Here is a 22,541-nt window from a genome sequence, read left to right as displayed (position 1 = left end):
TCCCGGGGTTCGCCGGGAGTTTCACCCGTCGAGGGTCGGTGGCGCCTCCTACGCTGGGCGCACCATGCCCGACGACCTCCCGCTGCTCACCGGCGCGCCGCTCGCCGAGCGCGCCGACGCGGCGCGCAACCGGGCGGCGCTCCTGGATGCGGCCGCCGAGCTGATGGCCGGCTGCGGGGTCGCGGCGCTGACCATGGACGCCGTCGCGGCCCGGGCCGGCGTCGGCAAGGGCACGGTGTTCCGCCGGTTCGGCAGCCGCGAGGGGTTGATGGCCTCGCTGCTCGACCACCGCGAGCAGGAGTGGCAGGCGAGCGTGATCAGTGGCCCGCCGCCGCTCGGCCCTGGCGCGCCACCGCTGGAGCGGCTGCTCGCCTTCGGTGCCTCCCGGCTGCGCCACCACCGCGAGCAGGCCGAGCTGATCGAGGCGGCGGGACGTGCCTGGGGCGAGAACTACGCCGTGCTCGGGTTCGTCTCACTCCACGTGCGGATGCTGCTCGCGCAGCTCGAGGTCCAGGGCGACGTCGCCTACCTCGCGACCGCGCTGGTCGCCCCGCTCGCCGTGCCGGTGCTGCGCCAGCAGATCGACGCGGGCGGGATGACCGAGGCGCAGGTCCTGGCCGGGTGGACCGAGCTGGTCCATCGCGTGGTGTGACCCTCACCTGCCCTCGGCACGCACCTGGTGCGGGCCGAGGACAGGTCAAGCGGCTCTTACCGGGCAGCGGGGGCAGCTCCGGACCGATCCGGTCCAGCCGCGGCGCTGGAGCACCCGGGCGACCCAGAGCGCGGTCCGGCACGGATCGCCGAACACCAGGCCGTAGGTGACCCGGAGCGTGATGGCGCCGCTGGTCGCGACCTCCGCCAGGTCGCGTCGGGCGTCGTTGTCGCGGGCGCGGACACCGTCGTGGTACGCGCGGCCGTCGAGCTCGACCACGACGCCGTACTCCTCGTGCCGGACGTCCTGCTCGGTCCGGCTACCGGTGGCGTGGCTGGTGTGCTGGCGCCGGCCGACCGGCAGGCCGTGGGCGCGTTCGACCTGATGGAGGTAGCCGCGCTCGAGCACCGAGCAGGCGCCCTGTTCGAGATCGTCGATCATCCCGGCGACGAGGGCGCGGCGGGTGACCCTGGCCCGTTCGGCGAGGGCGGCCCGCAGCATGCGGGGCACGACCTCGCGGGTGAAGCAGGCCCGGGTGAGGGCGGCGTACGCCCCCGCGACGTCGTCGGCCCGGATCCGGGCCTCCAGGACGTCGATGGTCGCATGCGCCGGCACCATGCGAGGCGGGCGTCGGTGCCAGTCGACCCGGGACCCCAGATGCGCGCTGCGGTGGACCACCACACCGGCGATCGGGCGCAGGGTGCGGTCGGGACCGACGCACACATGGACCACCGGCGGCTCGCCGCCCGGCATCGCGGACTCGTGGGACAGCGCGGCGGGGGCGTAGGCGAACAGAGCCACCCACTCACGCTGGCGCCGGGTCAGGACGCCGGTGTGGTCGACGTACACGCCGGGCTCGACCTGACGCAGCTCACGGCGTCGGGTCATCCGGGCGATGTCGTGGTCGGTGCCGCCGAGGTCGAGGAGCTGCCCCCGGGCGACCACGCCGTCCTGCTCGCGGCGCAGGATGACCTGGAGTCCCGGATCGGCGAAATCGAGGTGGCGCGGCATGGCCGCATGCTGGCACCGACAGGCCCTCGGCTCCAGGAGCTGCCGACGTACCTGTGGACAACCCCGACAGACGCGGCGCTCGACCTGCCGTCCGCACGCACCTGGTGCGGGCCGAGAGCAGGTATCAGCTCCGGTGGTGTCGCAGCAGACCGTAGGTGAGGCTGTCGGCCAGCGCCTCCCACGAGGCCTCGATGACGTTCGCGCCGACGCCCACGGTCACCCAGGTCGACGCACCGTCCGTGGTCTCGATCAGCACCCGGGTGATCGCGTCGGTGCCGTGTCCCTGGTCGAGGATGCGGACCTTGAAGTCGATCAGCTCGAACTGCGCGATCTCCGGATATGCCTGCTCGATCGCCGAGCGCAGCGCCTGGTCCAGGGCGTTGACCGGGCCGTTGCCCTCGCCCGTGACGACATAGCGCACGTCGGCCGCCCTGAGCTTGACCGTCGCCTCGGACACCGCCTCCTCCCCCGGCTGGGCGTGGGTGAGGGTCTCGGTGATCACCCGCCAGCTCTCGACGTCGAAGTACGACGGCCGGCGGCCGTCCACCTCCTCGGCGAGGAGCAGCTCGAAGGAGGCGTCCGCCGCCTCGAAGGTGTAGCCGCGCGACTCCAGGTCCTTGACCCGGGCGGTGACCCGGGTGACCAGCTCCGGGTTGTCGGAGAGGTCGAAGCCGAGCTCCTTGCCCTTGAGCTCGATGGTGGCGCGCCCGGCCATGTCGGAGACCAGCAGCCGCATGTCGTTGCCGACACCCGCCGGGTCCATGTGCTGGTAGAGGTCCGGGTCGACCTTGATCGCGCTGGCGTGCAGGCCGGCCTTGTGGGCGAAGGCCGACGCGCCGACGTACGGCTGGCGGGCGGCGGGCGGGACATTGGTGACCTCCGCGACCGCGTGCGCGATCCGCGTGGCCTCGCGCAGGAGACCCGGCGGCAGCACCTGGCGGTCGAGCTTCAGCTCGAGGTTGGCGACGACGTTGATCAGGTCGGCGTTGCCGGTGCGCTCGCCGTAGCCGTTGATGCAGCCCTGCACGTGGGTCGCGCCGGCGTCGACCGCGGCGAGCGTGTTGGCCACGGCCAGGCCGGTGTCGTTGTGGCAGTGGATGCCCACCCGGACCTGGGCGTTCTCGACGACGTCGTGCACCACGTCGGAGACCCAGCCCGGCAGCATGCCGCCGTTGGTGTCGCACAGCGCGATCACCTCCGCGCCCGCGTCGTACGCCGTCCGGAGCACCTCGAGCGCATAGGACCGGTCGAGGCGGTAGCCGTCGAAGAAGTGCTCGGCGTCGAGGAAGACCTGCTGCCCCTCGGCACGCAGGTGACCGACGGTGTCGCGGATCATCGCGAGGTTCTCCTCGGGCGTGGTCCGCAGTGCCTTCTCGACGTGACCGACGTGCGACTTGGCGACCAGGGTGACGACACCCGCACCGCTGTCGCGCAGCGCCGCGACCTGCGGGTCGTCGGCGGCGAGCAGGCCCGCCCGGCGGGTGGAGCCGAAGGCCGCGAGCCGCGCGTGCTTCAGGTCCAGCTCGGCCGCCGCGCGACGGAAGAACTCGGTGTCCTTGGGGTTGGCGCCCGGCCAGCCGCCCTCGATGTACCCCACGCCGAGCCCGTCCAGGTGCCGCGCGATGGCGAGCTTGTCGGCCACCGTGGGGTTGAGCCCCTCCTGCTGCATCCCGTCGCGCAGCGTCGTGTCGTAGACGTGGAACGAGCCGTGGAGGTCCAGGGGGAGGTCGCGCTGCTGGGTCATCGGGATCTCTCGGGTGAGGGGGCCGGGCAAAACAAAAGCCTCCTGGGGACAGGAGGCTGGCGCGTCTGACGGGGTCAGACGCGCTAGGTAATGATCGTGGTGAGCGTGGTCACCCGGCCCATTCTGCCACGAGCGCGAGACGCGCGTCTCAGAGTCCGAACGGGCCGCCGGACCAGGGCGCCCAGCTGACACCGCGGCCCGCGGCGAGAGCGCCCAGGCCGCCGGCGACGGCGAGCAGCACCGCGCAGGTCAGCAGCCACGGCACCGGCCGGCGCGCCAGCGGGTCGAGGACCCGCGAGACCGGGAGCCGGAACCGGGTGCTCCCCGGCCCCGACCACAGGGCGAGCCCGAGCGTCGTGCCGCAGGCGAGCAGGGTGCTCGGGACGTCGAGCTGGAGGGCGTAGCCCAGCAGGCCCGCAGCGATGCCGAGACCGGCGCTCCAGGTCACCAGGACGACGGTGCCGGTGACACCGCGGATGAGGTGCCAGGGACTGGTGGTGAGCCAGCGCAGGCCGTCGTACCACTTGACGCCGCGGACGGTACGCCGCTCGGCCACCGCCGACGTCGCCAGGGAGCCCGCGCGCAGCAGCCACACCGCGAGCACGACCACCACGACCGCCACCCAGGGCGCGGCGGCGAAGCCGGCGCCGATCACCAGCGTGCCCAGGCCGACGGCGACCCAGCGCCGGACCCGCTCGGCGAGCGGCGGACGCGGCGGCGGGGCGAACGGGTGCTCCGGGTCCCAGGCCCGGTCGAACTGCTCCTCCAGCCGGGTCATCGCGGAGGCCGGCGGGGGCGGGGGCAGCGGAGCAGCCCCCGGCGGCGACGGAGGTGGCGGCGGGAGCGCCGAGGGCAGCAGGGTCGGCGGAGCGACCTCGGTCGGCAGCGCCCGGGTGCCGGGGACCTGCGACTCCGGAGCCGTCGGCGGCGTGGGCGGGCCGGGCTCGACCGGCGCGCCCCCCTCGGCGGCCAGCGCCAGGGGCAGCGTGAAGTCGTCGGCGGCCGGGGCCACGGCCGCGAAGAGCGCACCGGGCGGGGGCGCGGCGGGCAGGTCGGGCCGCGTGCTCAGCGGGCGCAGCCAGGCCAGCAGCTCCTCGAGCAGCGGCCGCTCGAGCGGCTCCGGGTCGAGGGCGGCGGCCAGGACCTCGGCGAGCGGGCTCTCGATGCCGCTCAGGTCGTGCTGGCCGCGACGGGTCCGGTCCATGACGGCCATCGCCGGACCGCGGCCGTACGGCGCCCGGCCGCTCGCCGCGTAGGCGACACTCGCCGCCCAGGCGTGCACGTCGGCGGCGGGAGTCGCCTCGTCGCCGTAGAGGATCTCCGGAGCGAGGTAGCCCGGTGTGCCCAGCAGCCAGCCGGTCTGAGTCAGCCGGATGTCGTCGGCGACCCGAGCGAGCCCGAAGTCGATGAGGATGGGGGTGCGTCCCTCCATCAGGATGTTGCCCGGCTTGACGTCGCGGTGCAGGACGCCGGCGCTGTGCACCGCCGCCAGCCCCTCCGCGAGACAGCCCGCCAGCCAGAGCAGGTCGCGCCCGGCGATCGGGCCCTCGGCGGCGACGTGGGCGTGCAGGGAGAGCCCCGGCACGTAGCGGGTGACGACATAGGGCACCTCGGCCCACGGGTCGGCGTCGAGCATCTCCGCCACCCAGGGGCTCCGGACGCGGGTCAGCGAGCCGACCTCGCGGGCCAGCCGGTGGCGCGCCTCCTGGTCGCCGACGATCTGCGGGCGCAGCACCTTGAGCGCGACCCGCTGCCCGTCGGGGCCCTGGGCGAGGTGGACGATGCCCATCCCACCCTCGCCGAGCCGGGTCAGCAGCGCGTAGCGGCCCACCTGCGTGGGCGCGCTGCTGTCGGGGCGGATCGTCACACCGCGAGGCTACCCGCGCGCGTCGAGCTCGGCGATGAGGCGCTTCGGCGCGACCCGCCGGTACGACGCGTCGACCAGCTCGGCGATCTCCGCCCAGTCGACGCCGGGATCGTCGAGATCGATGGCCCGGCCGCCGTAGGGGCCGTAGTAGGCCGGCACGAAGAACCGCGGGTCCGCATCGAGGGCAGGCAGGTCCACGGCGTCGGGCGTGAAGATGAACGCGCTCGGCACCATCCGGTGCTCCCCCGGCCGGAGCTTCTCACTGCCCCCGAAGGCCGCGAAGATCTTGCCCGCACGGAAGGTCGGGCGGCCGTGACTGATCCGCTCCTCGGTGCCGGGCAGACCCAGGCAGATCGCCCGGAGCTCGGCGAGCCCCGGGTCGTCGTCGCTGAACACGATCGGGTGTGCCATGGGGCCAGCCTGTCAGTCCAGCAGCGCGCCCGGGCGGACGGTGACCTCGAACGGCGCGGTCGCGGTCCATGCCTGGTCGGCGCCGACGTCGGCGACCTCGACGTAGCGCCCGCGGCGCAGCTCCCAGGCCACCAGCCGAAGCTCCGTCGGGTCGAGGATCCAGTACGACGGCACGCCGGCCCGCTCGTAGCGGCTGAACTTCGTGGTCAGGTCGTAGAGGCGGTTGGACGGGGAGAGCACCTCCACCGTGAGCAGCGGAACGCCCTCGAAGTAGCGGTCCGGCACCCGCGGCGTGACGAACACGTCGGGCTCGACCCACGTGACGTCGTCGATGATGGCGCCGCCCGGCCCCTGGAGCGCCCAGAGCCCCGGCGGCGCGGCGTCGTTGAGCACCTGCCACAGGCGCGAGGCGATGTAGACGTGTCGCAGGTCAGCGGGCGCCAACGCGATCAGCATCCCGTCGATGAGCTCGTAGCGCGGGGTCGGGCCCTCCCCGTCCGGCTCGGCCGGCTCGTCGGGCAGCTCGAACAGGTCGGCGACCGTGACCGGTCCCCGGGGCGCCCAGCCGAGCTCTGCCTCCAGCGTCATGTCCACCATCGTGCCCCATCCTCCCGAGCGATGCCATGGAGTGAGCGTGGCACGACCGTCCGTCACCGGCAGGAGCTCTCCACAGGCTCCGGCCCAGGCCAGGTCGATGTCGGGTCAGACGACCTTGTGCATCCAGCCGAACGTGTCGTCGGCCCGCCCGAGCTGGACGTCGACCAGCGCCTGCCGGATCCGCATGGTCAGGTCCTGGCTCGCGGGAGCGGCGGTCTCGCCGCCCTCCCACTTGAGCGCGCCGACCGGGGTCACCACGGCGGCGGTGCCGCAGGCGAAGATCTCGGTGATCCGGCCGCTGGCGACGCCCTCGCGCCACTCGTCGATCCCGAACTGCCGCTCGGTGACGTGATGGCCCATCTTGCCGGCCAGCTCGATGATCGAGGAGCGGGTGATCCCCTCGAGGATGGTGCCGGTCTCGGGGGTGACGATCGAGCCGTCGTCGAACACGAAGTACATGTTCATCCCACCGAGCTCCTCGACGTACCTGCCCTCCTGGGCGTCGAGGAAGACGACCTGGTCGCAGCCGGCGGCGGAGGCCTCCTGCTGGGCGACCAGGGAGGAGGCGTAGTTGCCGCCGGTCTTGGCCGCACCCATGCCGCCGCGCCCGGCGCGGGTGTACTCCTCGGTGAGCCACAGCGTGACCGGCTTGACGCCGCCCTTGAAGTAGGCGCCGGCCGGGCTGGCGATCACCATGAAGGTGACGTGCTGGGCCGGGCGGACCCCGAGGAAGGTCTCGGAGGCGAACATGAACGGGCGCAGGTAGAGGCTCTTCTCGCCGCCGTCGGGGTTGCCGGGCACCCATCGGGCGTCGACCTTGACGAGCTCCTCGACGGCCTGGACGAAGTCGGGCACCTCCAGCACCGGCAGCGCGAGGCGGTGGCTGGAGCGGATCATCCGCTCGGCGTTGGCCTCGGGCCGGAACAGCCACAGCGAGTCGTCGTCGTGGCGGTAGGCCTTCATGCCCTCGAAGGTCTCCTGCGCGTAGTGCAGGACCGCCGCGGCGGGATCGAGCGTGATCGGGCCGTAGGGCGTGATCCGCGCGTCGTACCAGCCCTGCTCCGGGGTCCACTCGACGGTGAACATGTGGTCGGAGAAGTGCGACCCGAAGCCGGGGTTGGCCAGGATCTCCGCCAGCCGGGTGTCGTCGGTGGGCTTCGCAGAGAGGGTGGTGGTGATCTGCATGGTCATCAGGTTAGTCCTCGTTAACGCGGGTCGGCAGGGGGCATTCTGCCCGCGTCCCGGAGGGGAGCACTCCAGAAGCGGGCTAGCCCGCTACTCGTGCGGCGATCGCGTCGCCCACCTCGGGCGTGCTGCGCTGCTGACCGGGGGTCCGCGCCTCGAGGTCGGCGAGCACGGCCGCCTCGACCCGGGCCGCCGCCTCGGGGTGGCCGAGGTGGTCGAGCAGCAGCGCGCCGGAGAGGATCGCGGCGGTCGGGTCGGCGATCAACTGGCCCGCGATGTCGGGGGCCGAGCCGTGCACGGGCTCGAACATGGAGGGCGTGGTGCGGTCCGGGTTGACGTTGCCGGAGGCGGCCAGGCCGATGCCGCCGCTGATGGCCGCGGCCAGGTCCGTGACGATGTCGCCGAACAGGTTGTCGGTGACGATCACGTCGAACCGCTGCGGGTCGGTCGTCAGGTAGATCATCACCGCGTCGATGTGGCTGTAGTCGGTGGTGACGTCCGGGTACTCCTCGGCCACCTGCTGGAACAGCCGCCACCAGACCTGGCCCGCGTGGACGAGCACGTTGGTCTTGTGCACGAGGGTGAGCTTCTTGCGGGGGCGCTTGCGGGCACGCTCGAAGGCGTCGCGGATCACCCGCTCGACGCCGAACGCGGTGTTGACCGAGACCTCGGTGGCGACCTCGGCCGGGGTGCCGACGCGCAGCGCGCCGCCGTTGCCGGTGTAGGGGCCCTCCGTGCCCTCGCGGACCACCACGAAGTCCACCGGGCCCCGGGCGAGCACCTCCGCGGACAGCGGCGAGACCGAGCCCGGGTAGATGCGCGAGGGGCGCAGGTTGACGTAGTGGTCGAGGGTGAAGCGGAGCTTGAGCAGCAGGCCGCGCTCGAGGATGCCCGGAGGCAGGTTCGGGTCGTTGGGCTTGCCGCCGACAGCGCCGAGCAGCAGTGCGTCCTGGCCGCGGATCTCCTCCAGCACGCTGTCCGGCAGGACCTCGCCGGTGCGCAGGTAGCGCTCGGCGCCGAGGTCGTACTGCGTCGCAGCGAACTTCAGGTCCGCCGGCGCCGCGGCCTCCAGCACCTTGAGTGCCTCGGCGGTCACCTCGGGCCCGATCCCGTCCCCGGGAATGACGCCCAGGGCGACCTGGCCGGTGGTGACGGGGGCTGCAGCGGAGGAGTCGGTCATGGGAGGAAACCTAGTTGTCGTCGGGACGGGCGTCGTCGCCGTCTCGCAGGGCAGTCCCCAGCAGGCCCGACGCCTCGCGGTGGGAGGGCTGCGCCGGGTCGTGGCGGGCCGGACCCCACTCGGAGTCGTCGGCGGTGAGGGTGGCGTAGCCGGTGGGATTGGTGCGGCGCACGCCGCTGCTGGCGCTGGTCCGGGCGCTGGTGGTGGTGGTGCTGGACATGGCTGGTCTCCGTGGGACGGGACCCGTCGAGTCGGACTGCGGCGGGCCGGGGATGGTGGTCCGAGGGGCCCGTGCGGTTCGGGGATCGCCGCAGTCACCGCGGCGAGGTGGCCTCTCTCAGGCCTCGCCGCGGCGCACGATTACGAGAAGGGCGCTCCGCATGATGCAAGGACTGTACGCCGCCGCGGCGCTGCTGTCTCGGATTTCGTCCACCATGCGGTCGTGTCGGCTGCAGGAATCACCGGTCGACCGGCGATTCTGTCACTTGTCGGGTGTGGCAACGCCCGACAAGTGACAGAACTGCCCGACAAGTGCGGTGCGCTCGGACCACGATCCGAGACCTGTGTCCCGTTCCTTGATCGCCGGGTGAGACTCGGGGCATGAGCGCGCCTCCCGAGTTGCCCGACGTGGTCCACCGCGCTTTCGACGCGTCCCGGCGGGCCGGCTATGTGTCGTTCTGCCGCAACGAGACCGGCCGACTGCTCGCCGCCCTCGCCGCGACCCGCGAGGGCACCATGGCCGAGTTCGGCACCGGCTGCGGTGTCGGAACCGCGTGGCTGCGCTCCGGCGTACGCAACGACAAGGCCCGGATCCTCACCGCGGAGCTGAACCCGAAGCTCGCCGCCGCCGCCATCGAGACCTTCGACGACGACCCGTTGGTCGACGTCCTGGAGGCGGACTGGTCGACCCTGATGGACAAGGGCCCCTTCTCCCTGCTCTTCCTCGACTCGGGCGACCCCTCGGCCGTCGGCGTCGACAAGATCGCCGACCTGGTCGAGCCGGGCGGCATCGTCGTGCTCGACGACTTCGTCCCGTGCGAGATGTGGCCGCCGATCACCGGCGGCCGGGTCGACACGCTGCGCGAGGAGTGGCTGACCGACGAGCGGTTCACCACCGTCGAGGTGCTGGTCGCCGCCGACGCGTCGGCGCTGATCGCCACCCGCCGCTGAGGACATCCGCCGCCGGCGTCAGTCCTCCCCCGGCGCTTCGGCGCCGCGGGCCCGGCGCTCGTCGTTGGCGACGTTGCGGGCGCTGGTCGAGCGGCCGAGCGCACGCACCTCCGCGTCCATCCGGGGCAGCAGGTCCGGGACCAGCTTGAGGATCGGGCGGTTGCCGGCGGCGGAGTTGACCACATTGCGGTTCAGCCCCGCGCCGCGGACCCAGCCCGGGCAGTAGACGTGCCGCGAGCGCTTCTCGACGCCCTTGACGAACGCCGTGACGCAGGCCTCGACGCCCGTGGTCCGGTTCAGCGGCGGGGGCAGCTTGCTCAGCAGCTCCCGGAAGGTCGGGAGGTCGCTCTTGGCATCCTGCACGAGCGGGGTGTCGATCCACGACATGTGGGCCGAGCCGACGGCGATGCCCCGGTGGGCGACCTCCAGGCGCAGGGCATTGGCGAAGTGCTCGACCCCCGCCTTGCTGGCGTTGTACGCCGCGAGGCCGGGCGCGGCGGCGAACGCGGCCAGCGACGACACCACGAGGAGGTAGCCGCGGCTCTCGGCGAGCGCCGGCACCGCCGCCCGTGCGGTGTTGAAGACCCCCACGATGTTGATGTCGACGGTGCGCTGGAAGGCGGCCGGGTCGATCGCCATCACCGAGCCGTAGCTCGCGATGCCCGCGTTCGCCAGGACCGTGTCGAGCCGGCCGAACCGCTCCAGGGTGGTCGCGACCGCCGCCTCCATCGCGGCGAGGTCGCACACGTCGGCGACGATCCCCTCGCAGCGATCGGCCCCGATCGCGACGACGGCCTCGGCGAGGGCCGGACCGTCGAGGTCGGTCAGGACCAGCCGCGCGCCCCTGGCCGCCAGCGCCTTCGCCGTCTCGAGCCCGATGCCGCGGGCGCCGCCGGTGATGAGGATGACCTGGTCCCTGATCGCCATGGCCGCAGTGTCGCAGAAGCCCCCGTCACAACGGCCCCAACGCCTCGGGTACGTCGAGCGCCAGCTCGAGCCCCGCCAGCACCCCGAGCAGCTGCCGCTCCTCGTACCGGAAGTGCGACTCCATGATCGCCCCGATCCCGTCGAGGTGGCGGGCCAGCTCGGCGCCGGGCCGGCCGTCGTCGAGCGCCGCCCGGAGCGCGTGCAGCAGGTGGCCGATCATGCTGTGGTCCTGCGCCAGCGCCCGGACCACGTCGGCCAGCTCCGGCCGCCGGTCGAGCAGCGCCGGGAACAGCGCCGCGTCCTCGGCGCGGTGGTGGCCGTCGAGCGCCACGCAGAACCCGTGGCAGTACAGCAGCAGGTCCCGCTCGGCGGCCGGCACCTCGTCGCCCGCGGCCAGGGCCTGCCGGGTGACCTCGAGTGCGCGCCGCAACCGGGCGTGCGCCTGCTCCATCTGGTCGTGCCAGGCGACCAGCCTGGCGTGCTCCCGTTCCTCAGCCATCGGCGAGGAACGAGGAAGTCGAGGTGATCATCGTGATCATCGCCTTCCTGGTCCGGCACCTCCCTGCGTGACGCGGTCCGCCATCCCCACGCGATGCCGACGCCGAACCTACCAGCACCTCGCTCAGACCTCGCCGGGCTGTGCCCGCCGGATCACGATCCGGGTCCACGCGCCGAGATACACCCGGGCGTCGGGTGCGATCTCGCGCTTCTCGCCCACCGGTGCCGGATCGGTCGGCAGCGGGCCTCCCGCCGAGCCGAGATAGGTGCCATTGGACGAGCCGAGGTCCTCGACCCACCAGCGGCTGCCGTCGGTGGTGAGCTGGCAGTGGCGCCGGCTGATGCCGTTGTCGGACCCGAGGTCGATGTCGGGATGGATGCCGCGGCTGCGGGAGGTGCGCCCGACGAGGATCGAGGTCGTCCTGAGCGGGACGACGGTGGGCACTCCCGCGGACGGCAGCGGATCGGTCGACTCCTGGTCGGCGTACCAGTCGGGGTCGATCCAGACCTCCGCGACCCAGGCATCGGTCAGGGGCGGCGCGAGCGGCGTCTCGGCCGCGGGGACGGCAGAGGCGGCGGGCCGGTGCGCGTCGGCCGTGCCGGCGTCGTCGGTGCCCGCCGGGGCGCCGAGGTCGAGGACCGAGGGCGTGACCGGGCGCGGCATCGACCCGGTCGTGAAGTCGTAGCCGCAGGCCTCGCAGAACAGCGCGTTGGGCGGGTTGGCCGCCTGGCAGTTGGGGCACTCCGCGGTCGCGGGCGTCGCCGGCGCTGTGGGCTCCGCTGCCGGAGCCGCCGGAGCCGCCGGAGCGGCGGGCCCGTCCGGAGCAGTTCCATCGCCCCCCGCCGGGATGGGCAGACCGCAGACGTCGCAGTAGTCGTCCGACGCCGACTCGTGCCCGGAGGGGCACGTGCTCATGACGTCGGCTCCTTGCGGATCCGTGTCGTCTTGGTGGAGGCGGTGTCGAGGGCCATCTCGTCGGCCTTCTCGACCGCCCGCTTGAGCCGGACGGTGCCGGTCTCCTCGTTGTCGACGTCGACGACCTTGCGCAGCTTGGAGGTGGCCTCGTCGTTGCCGGTCTCCGCGGCGAGCTGGACGGCGCGCCCCAGCTTGGTGGTGGCGGTCGCCTCGTCGCCGGCGGCCTTGGCGGCCAGGCCCTCCTGGATGACCTGGGCCAGCTCGGCCTGACCGGTGTAGTGCGCGACCTGCTGGTCGATGCGGGTGGTGAGCTCGGAGTTGTTGGACCAGGTCGCCTTGACCAGGCCCTGGGCGACGACGTCGCTGCCGAGGGCGAGCTGGACACGGGCGGCGAGCTGCTCCTGGCCGATCGCCTTCGCCGGCACCCGGACCGCGACGTGGTAGTCGCGGGACTCGTCGGACCAGGCGCCCGTCGGGTAGTCGCCGGTGAGCGGGTTGACCGGCGTCCGGCGGTTCGTGAGGTCCTCGACCGTGGGCGACACCTGGCGCACGAAGAGCACCTCGGCGCCCTGGGGCGTCCACACCCGCAGCGACGCGTCGGCGACGCCGCGCGCCATCGCGTTGCGCATGATCTCCTGGAACTGCGCCTTCATCTCGGCCGGGCTGGGGATGATGTCGACCGTGCCGAGCAGGGCCTGCGCGATCCGGCGGATCTCGGCGACCTGCCAGTCGGTGCCGGCACCGCGGCAGTCGGCCTGGTAGTAGCCCGTGGCCCGGTTGATCGCCTCGTCGAGGCGGCCGGGGCGCTCGCGGTTCTCTCCGTCGGTGAGCAGCAGGACGTGGCGCTGGGTGACGGCACTGACCGACGCGAAGAGCTGGCCGGCGAGGTCGAGCCAGGTGCTGATCGCCGTACCGCCGCTGCCGACGAACCGGTCGATCGCCGCGGAGGCCTCATGCCGGGTGCGCGGGTCCATCTGCACCATGCCCGGCCCGTTGGACACCTGTGGGTAGGCGAGCATCGCCCGGTCGGCGCCGGCGATCACGGCGAAGTAGGTGCCGTCGACGATCTCGGCGAGCGCCGCCTGGGCGCCCTCCTTCGCGGCGGCCATCGTCGCTGGCCCCATCGAGCCCGACGTGTCGACGATGATGATCTCGCCCGCGCTGCCCGCACCGGACTGTCCCGCCGTCCCGGCACCCGTGCAGGTGATCGTGACGATCGCGTTGACGTCGGTCCCGCCGTCGGGCAGGAACTCGTTCTGGTAGACGGCGGCGTTGAACTCAGCCATCGCTCGGCTCTCCTCCTGGGGTCGGCGTCTGGTCATTCTGCCCGAGTCCTCCGATGTCGACCCGGGCGAGGGCGGCGGTGATGTTGTCGTGGCCGCCGGAGTCGTTGGCGAACCTCGCGAGCGCGAGCGCGAGGTCGAGGGCGTCGGACGTGCCGGCGGCACGGACCTGCGCGGCGAGCGCGTCGGGCTCGGAGGCGTAGTTCCACAGGCCGTCGGAGCAGGACAGCAGCCAGCCGCTCTCGGTGACCTCCAGCGAGCCCACCGTCGGCTTCTGGTCCTCGGAGTCACGGCCCAGCCACTTGGTGATCGCGTGCGCCTGCGGTCCGGCCTCGGCGACCTCGCGGGCGACGCCCGCGGCGATCTGGGCCTGAGCGACCGAGTCGTCGACGGTGAGCTGGACCGGGACACCCGCGTCAGGCAGCCAGTAGGAGCGCGAGTCGCCGATATTGGCCCAGGTGATCCGGCGTCCCTCCAGCACGGCCGCGGTGAAGGTGGCCGACGCGGGATTGGGCGAGTCGGGGTCGGTCACCGCCACGATCGCCGTGTTGGCCGCGGCCGCGGCATCGGTGAGCACCTTGCGTACGGCGGCGTCGCGGCTCTGCGGCGTCCCCATGCCCGCCGGCAGCGGCATCCGCAGCACCTCGCGCGCGGCCCGGGCGCCGGCCAGCGAGGCGACATCGGAGTCGATGGAGTTGGAGACGCCGTCCATGACGATGAGCACGGCCCGCGATCCCGGCTGGCCACCGGGATGGGCGCCGGCGAGCAGCGCCATGGCGTCCTCGTTGCGGTTCTTGCGGATCGCCTTGTCGCACACGCCGGCGACCCACGAGGCCGGGCGCTCCTGGAAGTGGTCGCGCTCGCTGGGCGCCTTGGTGCCGCACTCGAGGCAGTAGAGGTCGGGGCCGACCTCTCCCCCGCACTCGGCGCACGGCCGCCGCCCGGCGGGCACGGGCGGGTCGGGCAGCGCCGCTGCCGGCTTGCGGGTGGGCGCGCTGATCGGGGCGTCGCCGAGCGGGTGGTCGCCGGCGGCGGTCGCCACCGGCGCGGGGACGGCGGCCGGGTCGCCGAGTTGGGCGCCGCAGTTCTCGCAGAAGCGGGCACCGGGCGCGAGCGCGGCGTTGCAGGACGGGCAGGTCACGTGAGGCTCCAGTTCCGGACGGAGTTGGCGCGGTTGACGAGGTCCACCCGCTCCTTGAGGTCGACCGCGTCGCGGGCCAGCATCCGCAGGGCGTTCTCGAGCCCGTCGCGGACACCCGCCTCAGTGGCCTCGACGGCACCGATGCGAGCCCCGGCGGGCAGCTTCGCGCCGCTGACCACGGGCAGGGCCTCGCTGAGGATCCGGACGGTGAACCGCTGCCGGGTCTGCTGATCGACGCTGGAGGCGTCGATGGTGCGCATCGCCTGGTCGAGGACCGTGATGTCCTGGGAGCTGCCGGAGAGCAGCACCTCGGCCCGCTGCTGGCGGCTCTCGGTGTAGCCGCGACTGGTCGTCGGCACCAGGTCGAGCGCGGCGACCGCACCCGGGGTGTCCTGGCGGCCGGCCCGGACCCGGGCCATGCCGAACGCGGCAGGCGGGACGTACGCGGCGTCGGTCGAGGCGCACACGAGGTAGAGCCCCTCCGCCACCTCGGGCAGACCGCCGCGCTCACACGCGAACGCCAGCGCCAGCTTGGGCGCGAGCTCGCCGGGCACCTGCTGGTAGACGGCGTTGAAGGACGCCTTCGCCGTCTCCCAGTCACCCGCTTGCACCGCGGCCAGGCCCTCGATCCACAACGCCCGCCACTCCCACGGGTCGTCGGCGAGAAGCTTCTGGGCATGGGACTTCGCCAGCACCGGGTCGCCGAGGTCGAGGGCGGCGCGGGCGCGGGCCAGCCACACCTCGGCGGTGTCCTCGGGCGCGGACTCGAGGGCCTTGAGCCGCTGCCGGGGGTCGTCGTCGGCGATCGTGCTCAACCAGCCGTACTGCGCGTCGGTGGTGTCGGTGCGCAGGTCGGGCAGCTGGCTCCACTCGGTGATCGGGCGCGCGGTGGCCGGCGACTCGAAGAGCACCGACGCGGCCGACGTCGACGCGGTGCCCTGCCGCTTGCGGGCGACGACCTCACGCAGCACGCCGAGGACCTGGGTACGCATCTCGTCGACGGAGGCGAACCGGTCGGCGGGGTCGGGGGCGCAGCACTTGGCGATCAACTGGTACAGCGAGTCGTTCTGTTGGAACAGCGGCGTCGCGTCGACCGGAGGCAGGCTGTGGAGGTAGGTGCCCTGGTAGCCGCGGAACTCCATGCACAGCACGACCAGGGTGCGGCCGATCGTGTAGATGTCCGACGCCACCGACGGTCCGACCTCGGCGACCTCGGGCGCCTGGTAGCCGACCGTGCCGTAGATCGCCGACTCCTCGTCGTCGATGCGTCGTACGCCACCGAGGTCGATCAGCTTCATCGCGTCGCCGACCTGGATCATGTTGTCGGGCTTGAAGTCGCAGTAGACCAGGCCGAGGTCGTGGAGGTACTGGAAGGCCGGCAGCAGCTCGAGGATGTAGGCCAGCGCCTGGTCGACCGGCAGCGGGTCGTAGGCGCCGTTGTTGGCGCTCATCCGCTGCTTGAGGATCTGCTTGAGGGACTTGCCGCCGACGTACTCCATGACGATGTAGCCCGCACCCTCGTGCGTCACGAAGTTGTAGATCTCGACGATGAGCGGATGCTCGACCTGCGCGAGGAACTGCTGCTCGGCGATCGCAGCCGCGAGCGCGTCGGGGTCGCCGGAGTTGAGCAGGCCCTTGAGCACGACCCACCGGTTGGAGACGTTGCGGTCGCGGGCGAGGTAGATCCAGCCGAGGCCGCCGTGGGCGAGCGCGCCGGCGACCTCGTACTGCCCGGCGACCAGGTCGCCCGGCTGCAGCTTGGGCGTGAAGGAGAACTGCTGGCCGCAGTTGGGGCAGAAGCCCTCGCTGCGACCGGGCTGGCCGTCGATGCCGCGGCCGACGGGATTGCCGCACTTGGCGCAGCTGCGCTTCTCCTCGGGCACCTGCGGGTTGGCCATGATCGCCTTGGCGGCGTCGACCGGCGGCGCGGGAGGTACGACGGTCAGGCCGGCGCCGATCCGGGCCGCACGCATCCGCTGCGAGCCGGTGCGGGTGCGCCGGGTCGACGTGCTGCCCGACGCACCGGCGCGCTTGGAGCCGATCGCCGCCGACTGGACCCGGCTCGCGGCGGTGGCGGAGGTGCCCTCGCGGCCCGACAGGGGCTGGGACTCGGCGATCGCCGTCGCCTCGGCGACCCTCGCCCCCGGGACCGCCGGCGTGCCGCAGACGTCGCAGTAGCCGTCGAGGATGGTGCCCGTGCAGCCGGGCTGCTGACAGGTCGAGGCGGCGACGCTGGCCGGGTTGCCGGAGGCGACCGCGGCCGCGATCGGGGCCTTCACCGTGGCGGTCTCGCCGACCGGCGAGGCGGCGGCCGGGGTCGTCGTACCGCCGGCGCCGGGCATGCCGCAGACGTCGCAGTAGCCGTCGACGATGCTGCCCGTGCAGCCGGGTTGGGTGCAGGCACCTGTGCTCATGGTGTCGTCTCCTTGATCAGCCAGGTCTGGTACGTGGTGACGAGCTGCTGCGCGATCGCCAGTGGCGACGGGCGCCGCTCCAGCAGTCCGCGCGCGGACTGCTCGCTCGCGACGAGGTCGGGGTGGTCGGCGACGCCCGACGCGCGCGCCTTGGCGACGTAGGCGTCGAGCAGGGCCACGAGCTGGTGGTGCTCGTCGAGGGCCGCGGCATAGGCGTGCTGAGCGACCTCGAGGGCCTGCGAGACCCGGTCGAGCCGCTCGAGGTAGGGGCCGATGGCGTCCGGCGTGACCGGCACGGGGCCGAGGGCGTCGACGTCGGGGACGGCGTAGCGGGGCGCGGGGTCGACGGTCGCGACGCACGTCGCGGCCAGCTTCTGCAGCGCCACGGCCCGCGCCTCCAGGTCGCTGCGCAGCTCGCGCGCCGAGATCACCTGGTCACGGGCATCGCGCCGCCGGGCGTTGCCGACGATGAGGTCGCGCTCGAAGGTCGTCGCCTCGACCTCCAGCGGGCCGAGCATGCCGCCGACGTCACCGCCGCGCTCGGCCTTCGCGGTGATCCCCTCCAGGCGCGACATCAGCTCCGCCAGACGCTGCACGGCGGTGTCGCGGGTGAGCGCGGGCTCCAGGCCGACCTGGTCACGGATCCGCTCCAGCTGCGCGCGCAGCTCGCGGATCCGGGCCGACTGGGCGTCGGCTCCCGGCACCAGCGCCAGCCGGTTGCGCAGCTGTCCGGTCAGCGCGTCGCAGAGCCGCCCCGCCTCGGGCAGCGACACCGCCAGCCCGCCCGGCAGCTCGGTCGCGCCGTCGAGCCGGCCCCAGATCAGCGCCGAGATCCGCTCCCGCTCCTGCTGCAGCACCCGGCCGCCGTCCCAGGTCGCGAAGACCAGCTGGTAGCGGTCCGAGATCGCCTTCCACAGCGCCAGCGCCAGCGACATGTCGCCCGCCAGCTCGCCCCCGCGCCCCACCGCCAGCGCGGCCTGGTCGAGCTCGTCGAGCTCGGAGCGGCGCACCCGCAGCCAGGTGTCGAGCTCTCCCAGGTACGCCTGGATCGCGGCAGGGTCCAGCGCGTCCCCCAGCTTGCCGGGGGCGGTGGGTGCCGTGGTCGCCATGGTCGCCTGGTCCACGCTCACCGGCCGTACGCGGGTTGAGGCTGGGTCGCGTCGAGGAGCAGGTACGGCTTGAGCCACTTGTCGTACGACGCCTGCCAGCTGCCGTCCGCGCGCATGTCCTCGAGCACCGCGTTGATGAACGCAACCAGATCCGTGTCCTCGGCGTTGGTGGCGATGCCGTAGGGCTCCTTGGTGAACGCTTGCTGCTGCGGGACCGCGGCATAGAGCTTGTCCTGGGCGACCAGGCCGGCGAGCACCGTGTCGTCTCCGGTGATGGCGTCGACCCGGCCCTGCTGGAACTTGACCAGGCATCCGGTGTGGGTCGTCGCGGGCTCCGAGATCACGTCCGGTTCGGCGGCCTTGATGTTGTCGACGCTGGTGGTGCCGGTCGGCGCGCACACCTTGAGGCCGGCCAGGTCCTGCGGACCGGAGTACTTGTCGGCGATATCGGGGCGGACCAGGACCTTCTGGCCGGCGCGGTAGTACTCGGCGGAGAAGGCGACGTCCTGCCAGCGGGCACAGTTGATCGTCATGTTGCGCGCGACGATGTCGATCTCGTTGGCCTTGAGGAGATCGATCCGTTGGCCCGCGTTGATGACCCGATACTGGGGCTCGACACCGAGCTCCGCGGCGATCCGGTTCGCGACATCGATGTCGAAGCCCTCGATGTCGTTGGTCGACGGGTTGCGGGCGCCGAGCAGCAGGGTGTCCGCGGAGACCCCGATCTTGAGCACCTTCGCCGCGCGGATCCGCTTGACCGCCGCCCCCGCGTCACGGCTTGCGGCGTAGGAGCGGAGGTCCGCGTCGGTCGTCTCGCACGACGCGGGAGCGGGCTCGCCGGCTGCCGGCTCCTCGTAGGTCGGCACCTTGGTGGCGTCGTACGAGCATCCGGCGAGTGCCACCAGTCCGAGGACCGCGGCGGCCACACCCAGGCGGGAACGGGACTGCTTCATGAGAACTCCCTCCGTCGCTCGCCGATACCTCGCGTCACGGCCAGCGCGGCACCGACGCCGAGCAGCAGGGTCAGCGCGCTGAGGATCAGGGCGATCACCCGGCCGCTGCGCAGATCGTCGATAGCGGCGTCGCTCGTGGTCGTGATGGCGTCGGCCAGCGAGGCATCGAACCTGTCGAAGGGCGCGGTGGCTCCCGTCTCCGCGTCTCCGGTGGTCGCGATGTCGACCGCGTCCGACCACCTGTTGGAGTCGTCGAGGTCCACGATCTGCTGGTGCCGCTCGGCGTAGGTCTTCCAATCGCCGAGGTCGGCCGCAGGCACGTTCTTCTCCACCACCGCAGCCTTCTCGCCCCACTTCTTCTCGTTGTCCGCCCCCGACCCGCGCTTGATCAGCCGCAGGCTCTCGTTGGCCTTGGCATCGTTGGCGGCGGTGCGGGCGACAGCGCTGGAAACCGCGTCCTGGAACTCGCCGTCCCGCAGTGAGTCGTTGGAGCTGTCCCGGATCCACGCTCCTGCGACCGTCACCAGGGTCACGGCGGCGACGATCGCGGCCGCGACCACCAGCCCCTTGTTGAAGCGCCGCCGGAAGGTGCGGGCGAGCTCGCGGTTGAGCCACCACAGGCCGACAAGCACGAGGATCCCGAGGAGGAGCAGCCAGATCGGGTGCTGACCGTTCATCGCGCCGTCGGCGCGGTCGGTGTTGGCCTCGACCAGGGCATCCAGGATCGGGATCGCCTCGTTGCGGAGCTGGTCGCTGGCCGTGGTCTGGTAGCCGGCACCGACCGGGAAACCCTGACGGTTGTTGGCGCGAGCCTGGGCGATGTATGTCGCATAAGTGTCGACCTGCTCGTTCAACGCGGCGAGCGCCTTGCGGTCGGCAGGCTGGGCCTCGGCCGCGTTGGCGATGTCACGGAGCACGACATCGATCGCGTCGTCGTACTCCGCGCGCTGGGCGGGGTCCTCGAGACCCGCGACCAAGAAGGCGTTGGTGGCGAGGGCATCCGCGCGCAGCAGAGACGACTGGATCTCCTGGACCCGGACCAACTGCTCGGTGTCGTCAGCCGCACGGCCGTCGGCCTGCCAGCCGACGAACTGCAGCAGCGCGCTGACGATGCCGAACACGATCGCGACGCTCATGCCGATCAACTGCCAGCGGTTGAGCAGCGCCGGCGTGTCGACGTACGACGGGGCGGGTTGGGCTGCGCCCGCCTGCGCCGGCGCGGCGGGGGCCGGCGCGGTGGCCGGCGGCGGTGGGGCGGCCGCGGGGGTGGCGGTCTGGCTCACGACTCCTCCTGGGGGGTCTCGGCCTCGGGGGCCGTCGGCGTACGGACGGCCGTGGCGTCGTCGCCGAACGGGTCGACCGGCTCGGCGGGCGGTGCGTCGTCGGGAGCGACGACCTCGTCCACCTCGTGGTCCGCGCCCTCAGCGGCGGGCTGGTCGTTGGGGTCGACGACGAGGTCGTCGGGCTCGAGGGCCCGCAGCTGCTCCAGCGTGGGCTCGGCGACCTCGCGCAGGCGCCAGGCGTGGTGGCCGACCGCGGCTTCCATCAGGTTGCGGACGAACCGCGCGTTGCCGAACGACGGCCCGCGCTCGGTGCCGCCGAGGATCTCGCGCAGTCGCGTGAGGACCGGCTCGCCGGCGTCGTAGTCGGCGCCCTTCACCATCGACTCGAAGATCGCGGTGAGCTCGTCGTCGGTGTAGTCGGCGAAGTCGATGGTGGTGCGGAACCGGCTCTCGAGGCCCGGGTTCTCGGAGATGAAGATCGCCATGGGGAGCGGGTAGCCGGCGACGATGACCACGAGGTCGTCGCGCTTGTCCTCCATCTCCTTGACCAGGGTGTCGATGGCCTCCTTGCCGTACTGGTCGCCCGACAGGGAGTACGCCTCGTCGATGAACAGCACGCCGCCCTCGGCCGACCTCACGACCTCCGCGGTCTTCGCGGCGGTCTGGCCGAGGTAGCCGGCGACCAGCTCGGAGCGGTCGACCTCGACCAGCTGCCCCTTGGAGAGCAGACCCAGCGCGCGGTAGATGCCCGCCACGAGACGGGCGACCGTGGTCTTGCCGGTGCCGGGGTTGCCGTTGAAGACGAGGTGGCGGGTGATCGTCGGGCTCTCCAGTCCGGCCTGCTTGCGCAGTCCCTCGACCCGCAGCACCGCGGCCTGGCGGTGGATCTCGCCCTTCACGTTGGCCAGGCCGATCAGCGCGTCGAGCTCGGCGAGCAGCTCCTCGACGGTCTTCGTCGGCTCCTCGGGCTTCGCCTCCTCCGCGGGCGGGTCCGCGGGCTCCGCCGCCTGGGTCTGTACGCCGCCGGCGGGGCGCGGCGCATCTGTCGGCACGCCGCCGTCGGTGCTGCTGTCGGTGCTGCTGTCGGTGCCCGCATCGAGATCGCCCGGCAGGGTCGGGGCAGCGTTGTTGAGGGCACCCAGCTGGCGGCGTACCTGCTCACCGACACGGCGTACCTGGTCGAGCATCTGGTCACCGAGCCCGGGGACCGGCTGGCGTGCCGGCAGGTCGAAGGCCCCCGGCGCGTCGACGGGCGGCGTGAGACCGGGGGTGGGCCCGGTCGCGCCACCGAGTTGGGCGGTGGTGACCGTGGTGGCGGCGCCGATCGCATCGGGCCCCGGCTCGCCCAACCGCGAGCCGGCGATGGCGACGTCGGCGAGGGCGCCGGCGTAGTCGGCGGCGCGGGCGGACTTCTCCAACAGCAACTGCGACATCAGCGGGGTCGGGCCGGCCCGGAACCGGTTGCCGCGCTTGGCGGCGAGCATGTGCTCCTCGGCCGAGCGCTCGCGCCCGGTCTGCGTGCACCAGTCGACGAAGGCGCCCCGGGACCGCTCGGAGACGGTGGCGGCGACCGCCTCGCCCTCGGCACGGGCGGCGGCCTCGTCGAGCCCGGCCGCGCGGGCCGCGTCGACGAGCGCGTCGAGGGCTTCGGTGAGGGTGGTCATGGGGTTCCCAGCGTGAGGTCGGGGCCACCCGAGGACGAGTGGCCGAACTTGGCGTCGAGGAAGCGGCTGTGCGCGATCAATGCCTGGGCGTCGGCGCGGTTGGCGGCGTCGAGGATCTGGTCCATGGTCATGCCGAGCAGCTCGAGCGCCTCGATCAGGATGAGCAGCGCGGTCTTCGGCCCGTCGATCGGCCGGGTGTCGGCCCAGTCGCGGGGCAGCCGGAGGTAGGACTGCAGTGCCTCGGGGAGGTAGTCGGTGGCCGTCGCGACCACCGAGTAGCTCTCCTCACTGCCCAGTCCGAGCTGACTCAGCCGCGGCAGTGTCTGGTTGATGGTGCGCGCGATCCGCTGCACCCGCGACACCACCACGGGCGGCGCGTTGTTGTCGGTGAGCATGGCGTACACCTGGTTCAGCGCCGCCCGGATGTCCTGCTCGGTCGGCGCCGGCGGCACGACGTACGCCGGCTCCTGCGACGTGCCTCCCCGAGACCTGCGCCACCACGATCTCAGCCCCACCCGGAATCCGTCCTGTCCCGC

21 protein-coding genes are annotated in these 22,541 nt (G+C 72.8%); 2 read left to right on the top strand and 19 right to left on the bottom strand.

Translation table 11 applies throughout. The annotated features are described in order from the left end of the window. The first annotated feature begins 64 nt into the window (after window positions 1–64). Window positions 65–652, top strand: a complete 588-nt coding sequence (locus QJ852_09260) for a helix-turn-helix domain-containing protein (GenBank protein WGX98622.1) — start codon at window positions 65–67, stop codon at window positions 650–652. A gap of 45 nt (window positions 653–697) precedes the next feature. Here QJ852_09260 and QJ852_09255 read toward each other — a convergent pair whose 3' ends face one another. The 8 genes from QJ852_09255 to QJ852_09220 form a co-directional block, all read right to left on the bottom strand. Next, window positions 698–1,663 carry a hypothetical protein gene (locus QJ852_09255; protein ID WGX98621.1) on the bottom strand — a complete coding sequence of 322 codons (966 nt, stop codon included), beginning with the start codon at window positions 1,661–1,663 and terminating at the stop codon, window positions 698–700. 124 nt (window positions 1,664–1,787) lie between these two features. Then, window positions 1,788–3,407: a citramalate synthase gene (cimA, locus tag QJ852_09250; GenBank protein ID WGX98620.1), complete on the bottom strand. Its 1,620-nt coding sequence runs from the start codon at window positions 3,405–3,407 to the stop codon at window positions 1,788–1,790. A gap of 148 nt (window positions 3,408–3,555) precedes the next feature. Continuing rightward, a complete protein-coding gene (locus QJ852_09245; protein ID WGX98619.1) occupies window positions 3,556–5,274 on the bottom strand; it encodes a serine/threonine-protein kinase in 1,719 nt (572 codons plus the stop codon). A 9-nt stretch (window positions 5,275–5,283) separates the two neighbouring features. Further along, window positions 5,284–5,685, bottom strand: coding sequence for an MmcQ/YjbR family DNA-binding protein (locus QJ852_09240; GenBank protein WGX98618.1), 402 nt, complete (start codon window positions 5,683–5,685; stop codon window positions 5,284–5,286). Window positions 5,686–5,697: 12 nt separating this feature from the next. Further along, window positions 5,698–6,273 carry a Uma2 family endonuclease gene (locus tag QJ852_09235; protein WGX98617.1) on the bottom strand — a complete coding sequence of 192 codons (576 nt, stop codon included), beginning with the start codon at window positions 6,271–6,273 and terminating at the stop codon, window positions 5,698–5,700. 114 nt (window positions 6,274–6,387) lie between these two features. Beyond that, entirely contained in the window at window positions 6,388–7,467 is a 1,080-nt protein-coding gene (locus QJ852_09230; GenBank protein WGX99437.1) for a branched-chain amino acid aminotransferase, read from the bottom strand. 82 nt (window positions 7,468–7,549) lie between these two features. Next, the gene (locus tag QJ852_09225) at window positions 7,550–8,647 is read right to left on the bottom strand and encodes a 3-isopropylmalate dehydrogenase (protein WGX98616.1); all 1,098 of its coding nucleotides are present in this window, start codon (window positions 8,645–8,647) and stop codon (window positions 7,550–7,552) included. A gap of 10 nt (window positions 8,648–8,657) precedes the next feature. Further along, complete coding sequence (locus QJ852_09220; GenBank protein ID WGX98615.1) at window positions 8,658–8,867, bottom strand: hypothetical protein; 210 nt, start codon at window positions 8,865–8,867, stop codon at window positions 8,658–8,660. Window positions 8,868–9,247: 380 nt separating this feature from the next. Here QJ852_09220 and QJ852_09215 point away from each other — a divergent pair, with 380 nt between their 5' ends. Beyond that, entirely contained in the window at window positions 9,248–9,817 is a 570-nt protein-coding gene (locus tag QJ852_09215) for a class I SAM-dependent methyltransferase (GenBank protein ID WGX98614.1), read from the top strand. Window positions 9,818–9,835: 18 nt separating this feature from the next. Here QJ852_09215 and QJ852_09210 read toward each other — a convergent pair whose 3' ends face one another. From QJ852_09210 to QJ852_09160, 11 genes are all read right to left on the bottom strand, one after another. Next, window positions 9,836–10,744 carry an SDR family oxidoreductase gene (locus tag QJ852_09210; protein ID WGX98613.1) on the bottom strand — a complete coding sequence of 303 codons (909 nt, stop codon included), beginning with the start codon at window positions 10,742–10,744 and terminating at the stop codon, window positions 9,836–9,838. 25 nt (window positions 10,745–10,769) lie between these two features. Continuing rightward, entirely contained in the window at window positions 10,770–11,243 is a 474-nt protein-coding gene (locus tag QJ852_09205) for a hemerythrin domain-containing protein (GenBank protein ID WGX98612.1), read from the bottom strand. Window positions 11,244–11,366: 123 nt separating this feature from the next. Next, window positions 11,367–12,158: an FHA domain-containing protein gene (locus QJ852_09200; protein ID WGX98611.1), complete on the bottom strand. Its 792-nt coding sequence runs from the start codon at window positions 12,156–12,158 to the stop codon at window positions 11,367–11,369. After that, complete coding sequence (locus QJ852_09195) at window positions 12,155–13,444, bottom strand: VWA domain-containing protein (GenBank protein WGX98610.1); 1,290 nt, start codon at window positions 13,442–13,444, stop codon at window positions 12,155–12,157. The genes QJ852_09200 and QJ852_09195 overlap by 4 nt, the downstream gene beginning before the upstream one ends. Further along, a complete protein-coding gene (locus QJ852_09190; GenBank protein ID WGX98609.1) occupies window positions 13,437–14,582 on the bottom strand; it encodes a zinc ribbon domain-containing protein in 1,146 nt (381 codons plus the stop codon). The genes QJ852_09195 and QJ852_09190 overlap by 8 nt, the downstream gene beginning before the upstream one ends. Then, window positions 14,579–16,996, bottom strand: coding sequence for a tetratricopeptide repeat protein (locus tag QJ852_09185; GenBank protein WGX98608.1), 2,418 nt, complete (start codon window positions 16,994–16,996; stop codon window positions 14,579–14,581). Before QJ852_09185 ends, QJ852_09190 begins: the two co-directional genes overlap by 4 nt. Next, entirely contained in the window at window positions 16,993–18,126 is a 1,134-nt protein-coding gene (locus QJ852_09180) for a hypothetical protein (protein WGX98607.1), read from the bottom strand. The genes QJ852_09185 and QJ852_09180 overlap by 4 nt, the downstream gene beginning before the upstream one ends. Further along, window positions 18,123–19,058 carry a glutamate ABC transporter substrate-binding protein gene (locus QJ852_09175; GenBank protein WGX98606.1) on the bottom strand — a complete coding sequence of 312 codons (936 nt, stop codon included), beginning with the start codon at window positions 19,056–19,058 and terminating at the stop codon, window positions 18,123–18,125. The genes QJ852_09180 and QJ852_09175 overlap by 4 nt, the downstream gene beginning before the upstream one ends. Further along, window positions 19,055–20,341, bottom strand: coding sequence for a hypothetical protein (locus QJ852_09170; protein ID WGX98605.1), 1,287 nt, complete (start codon window positions 20,339–20,341; stop codon window positions 19,055–19,057). The genes QJ852_09175 and QJ852_09170 overlap by 4 nt, the downstream gene beginning before the upstream one ends. Then, complete coding sequence (locus tag QJ852_09165) at window positions 20,338–22,005, bottom strand: AAA family ATPase (GenBank protein ID WGX98604.1); 1,668 nt, start codon at window positions 22,003–22,005, stop codon at window positions 20,338–20,340. The genes QJ852_09170 and QJ852_09165 overlap by 4 nt, the downstream gene beginning before the upstream one ends. Beyond that, window positions 22,002–22,520, bottom strand: a complete 519-nt coding sequence (locus tag QJ852_09160; protein WGX98603.1) for a hypothetical protein — start codon at window positions 22,518–22,520, stop codon at window positions 22,002–22,004. The genes QJ852_09165 and QJ852_09160 overlap by 4 nt, the downstream gene beginning before the upstream one ends. Window positions 22,521–22,541: the final 21 nt, after the last annotated feature.

The sequence above is a fragment of the Nocardioides sp. L-11A genome (assembly GCA_029961745.1).
Taxonomy (GTDB): Bacteria; Actinomycetota; Actinomycetes; order Propionibacteriales; family Nocardioidaceae; genus Nocardioides.
This window is presented reverse-complemented; position numbering and strand designations above follow the sequence as displayed.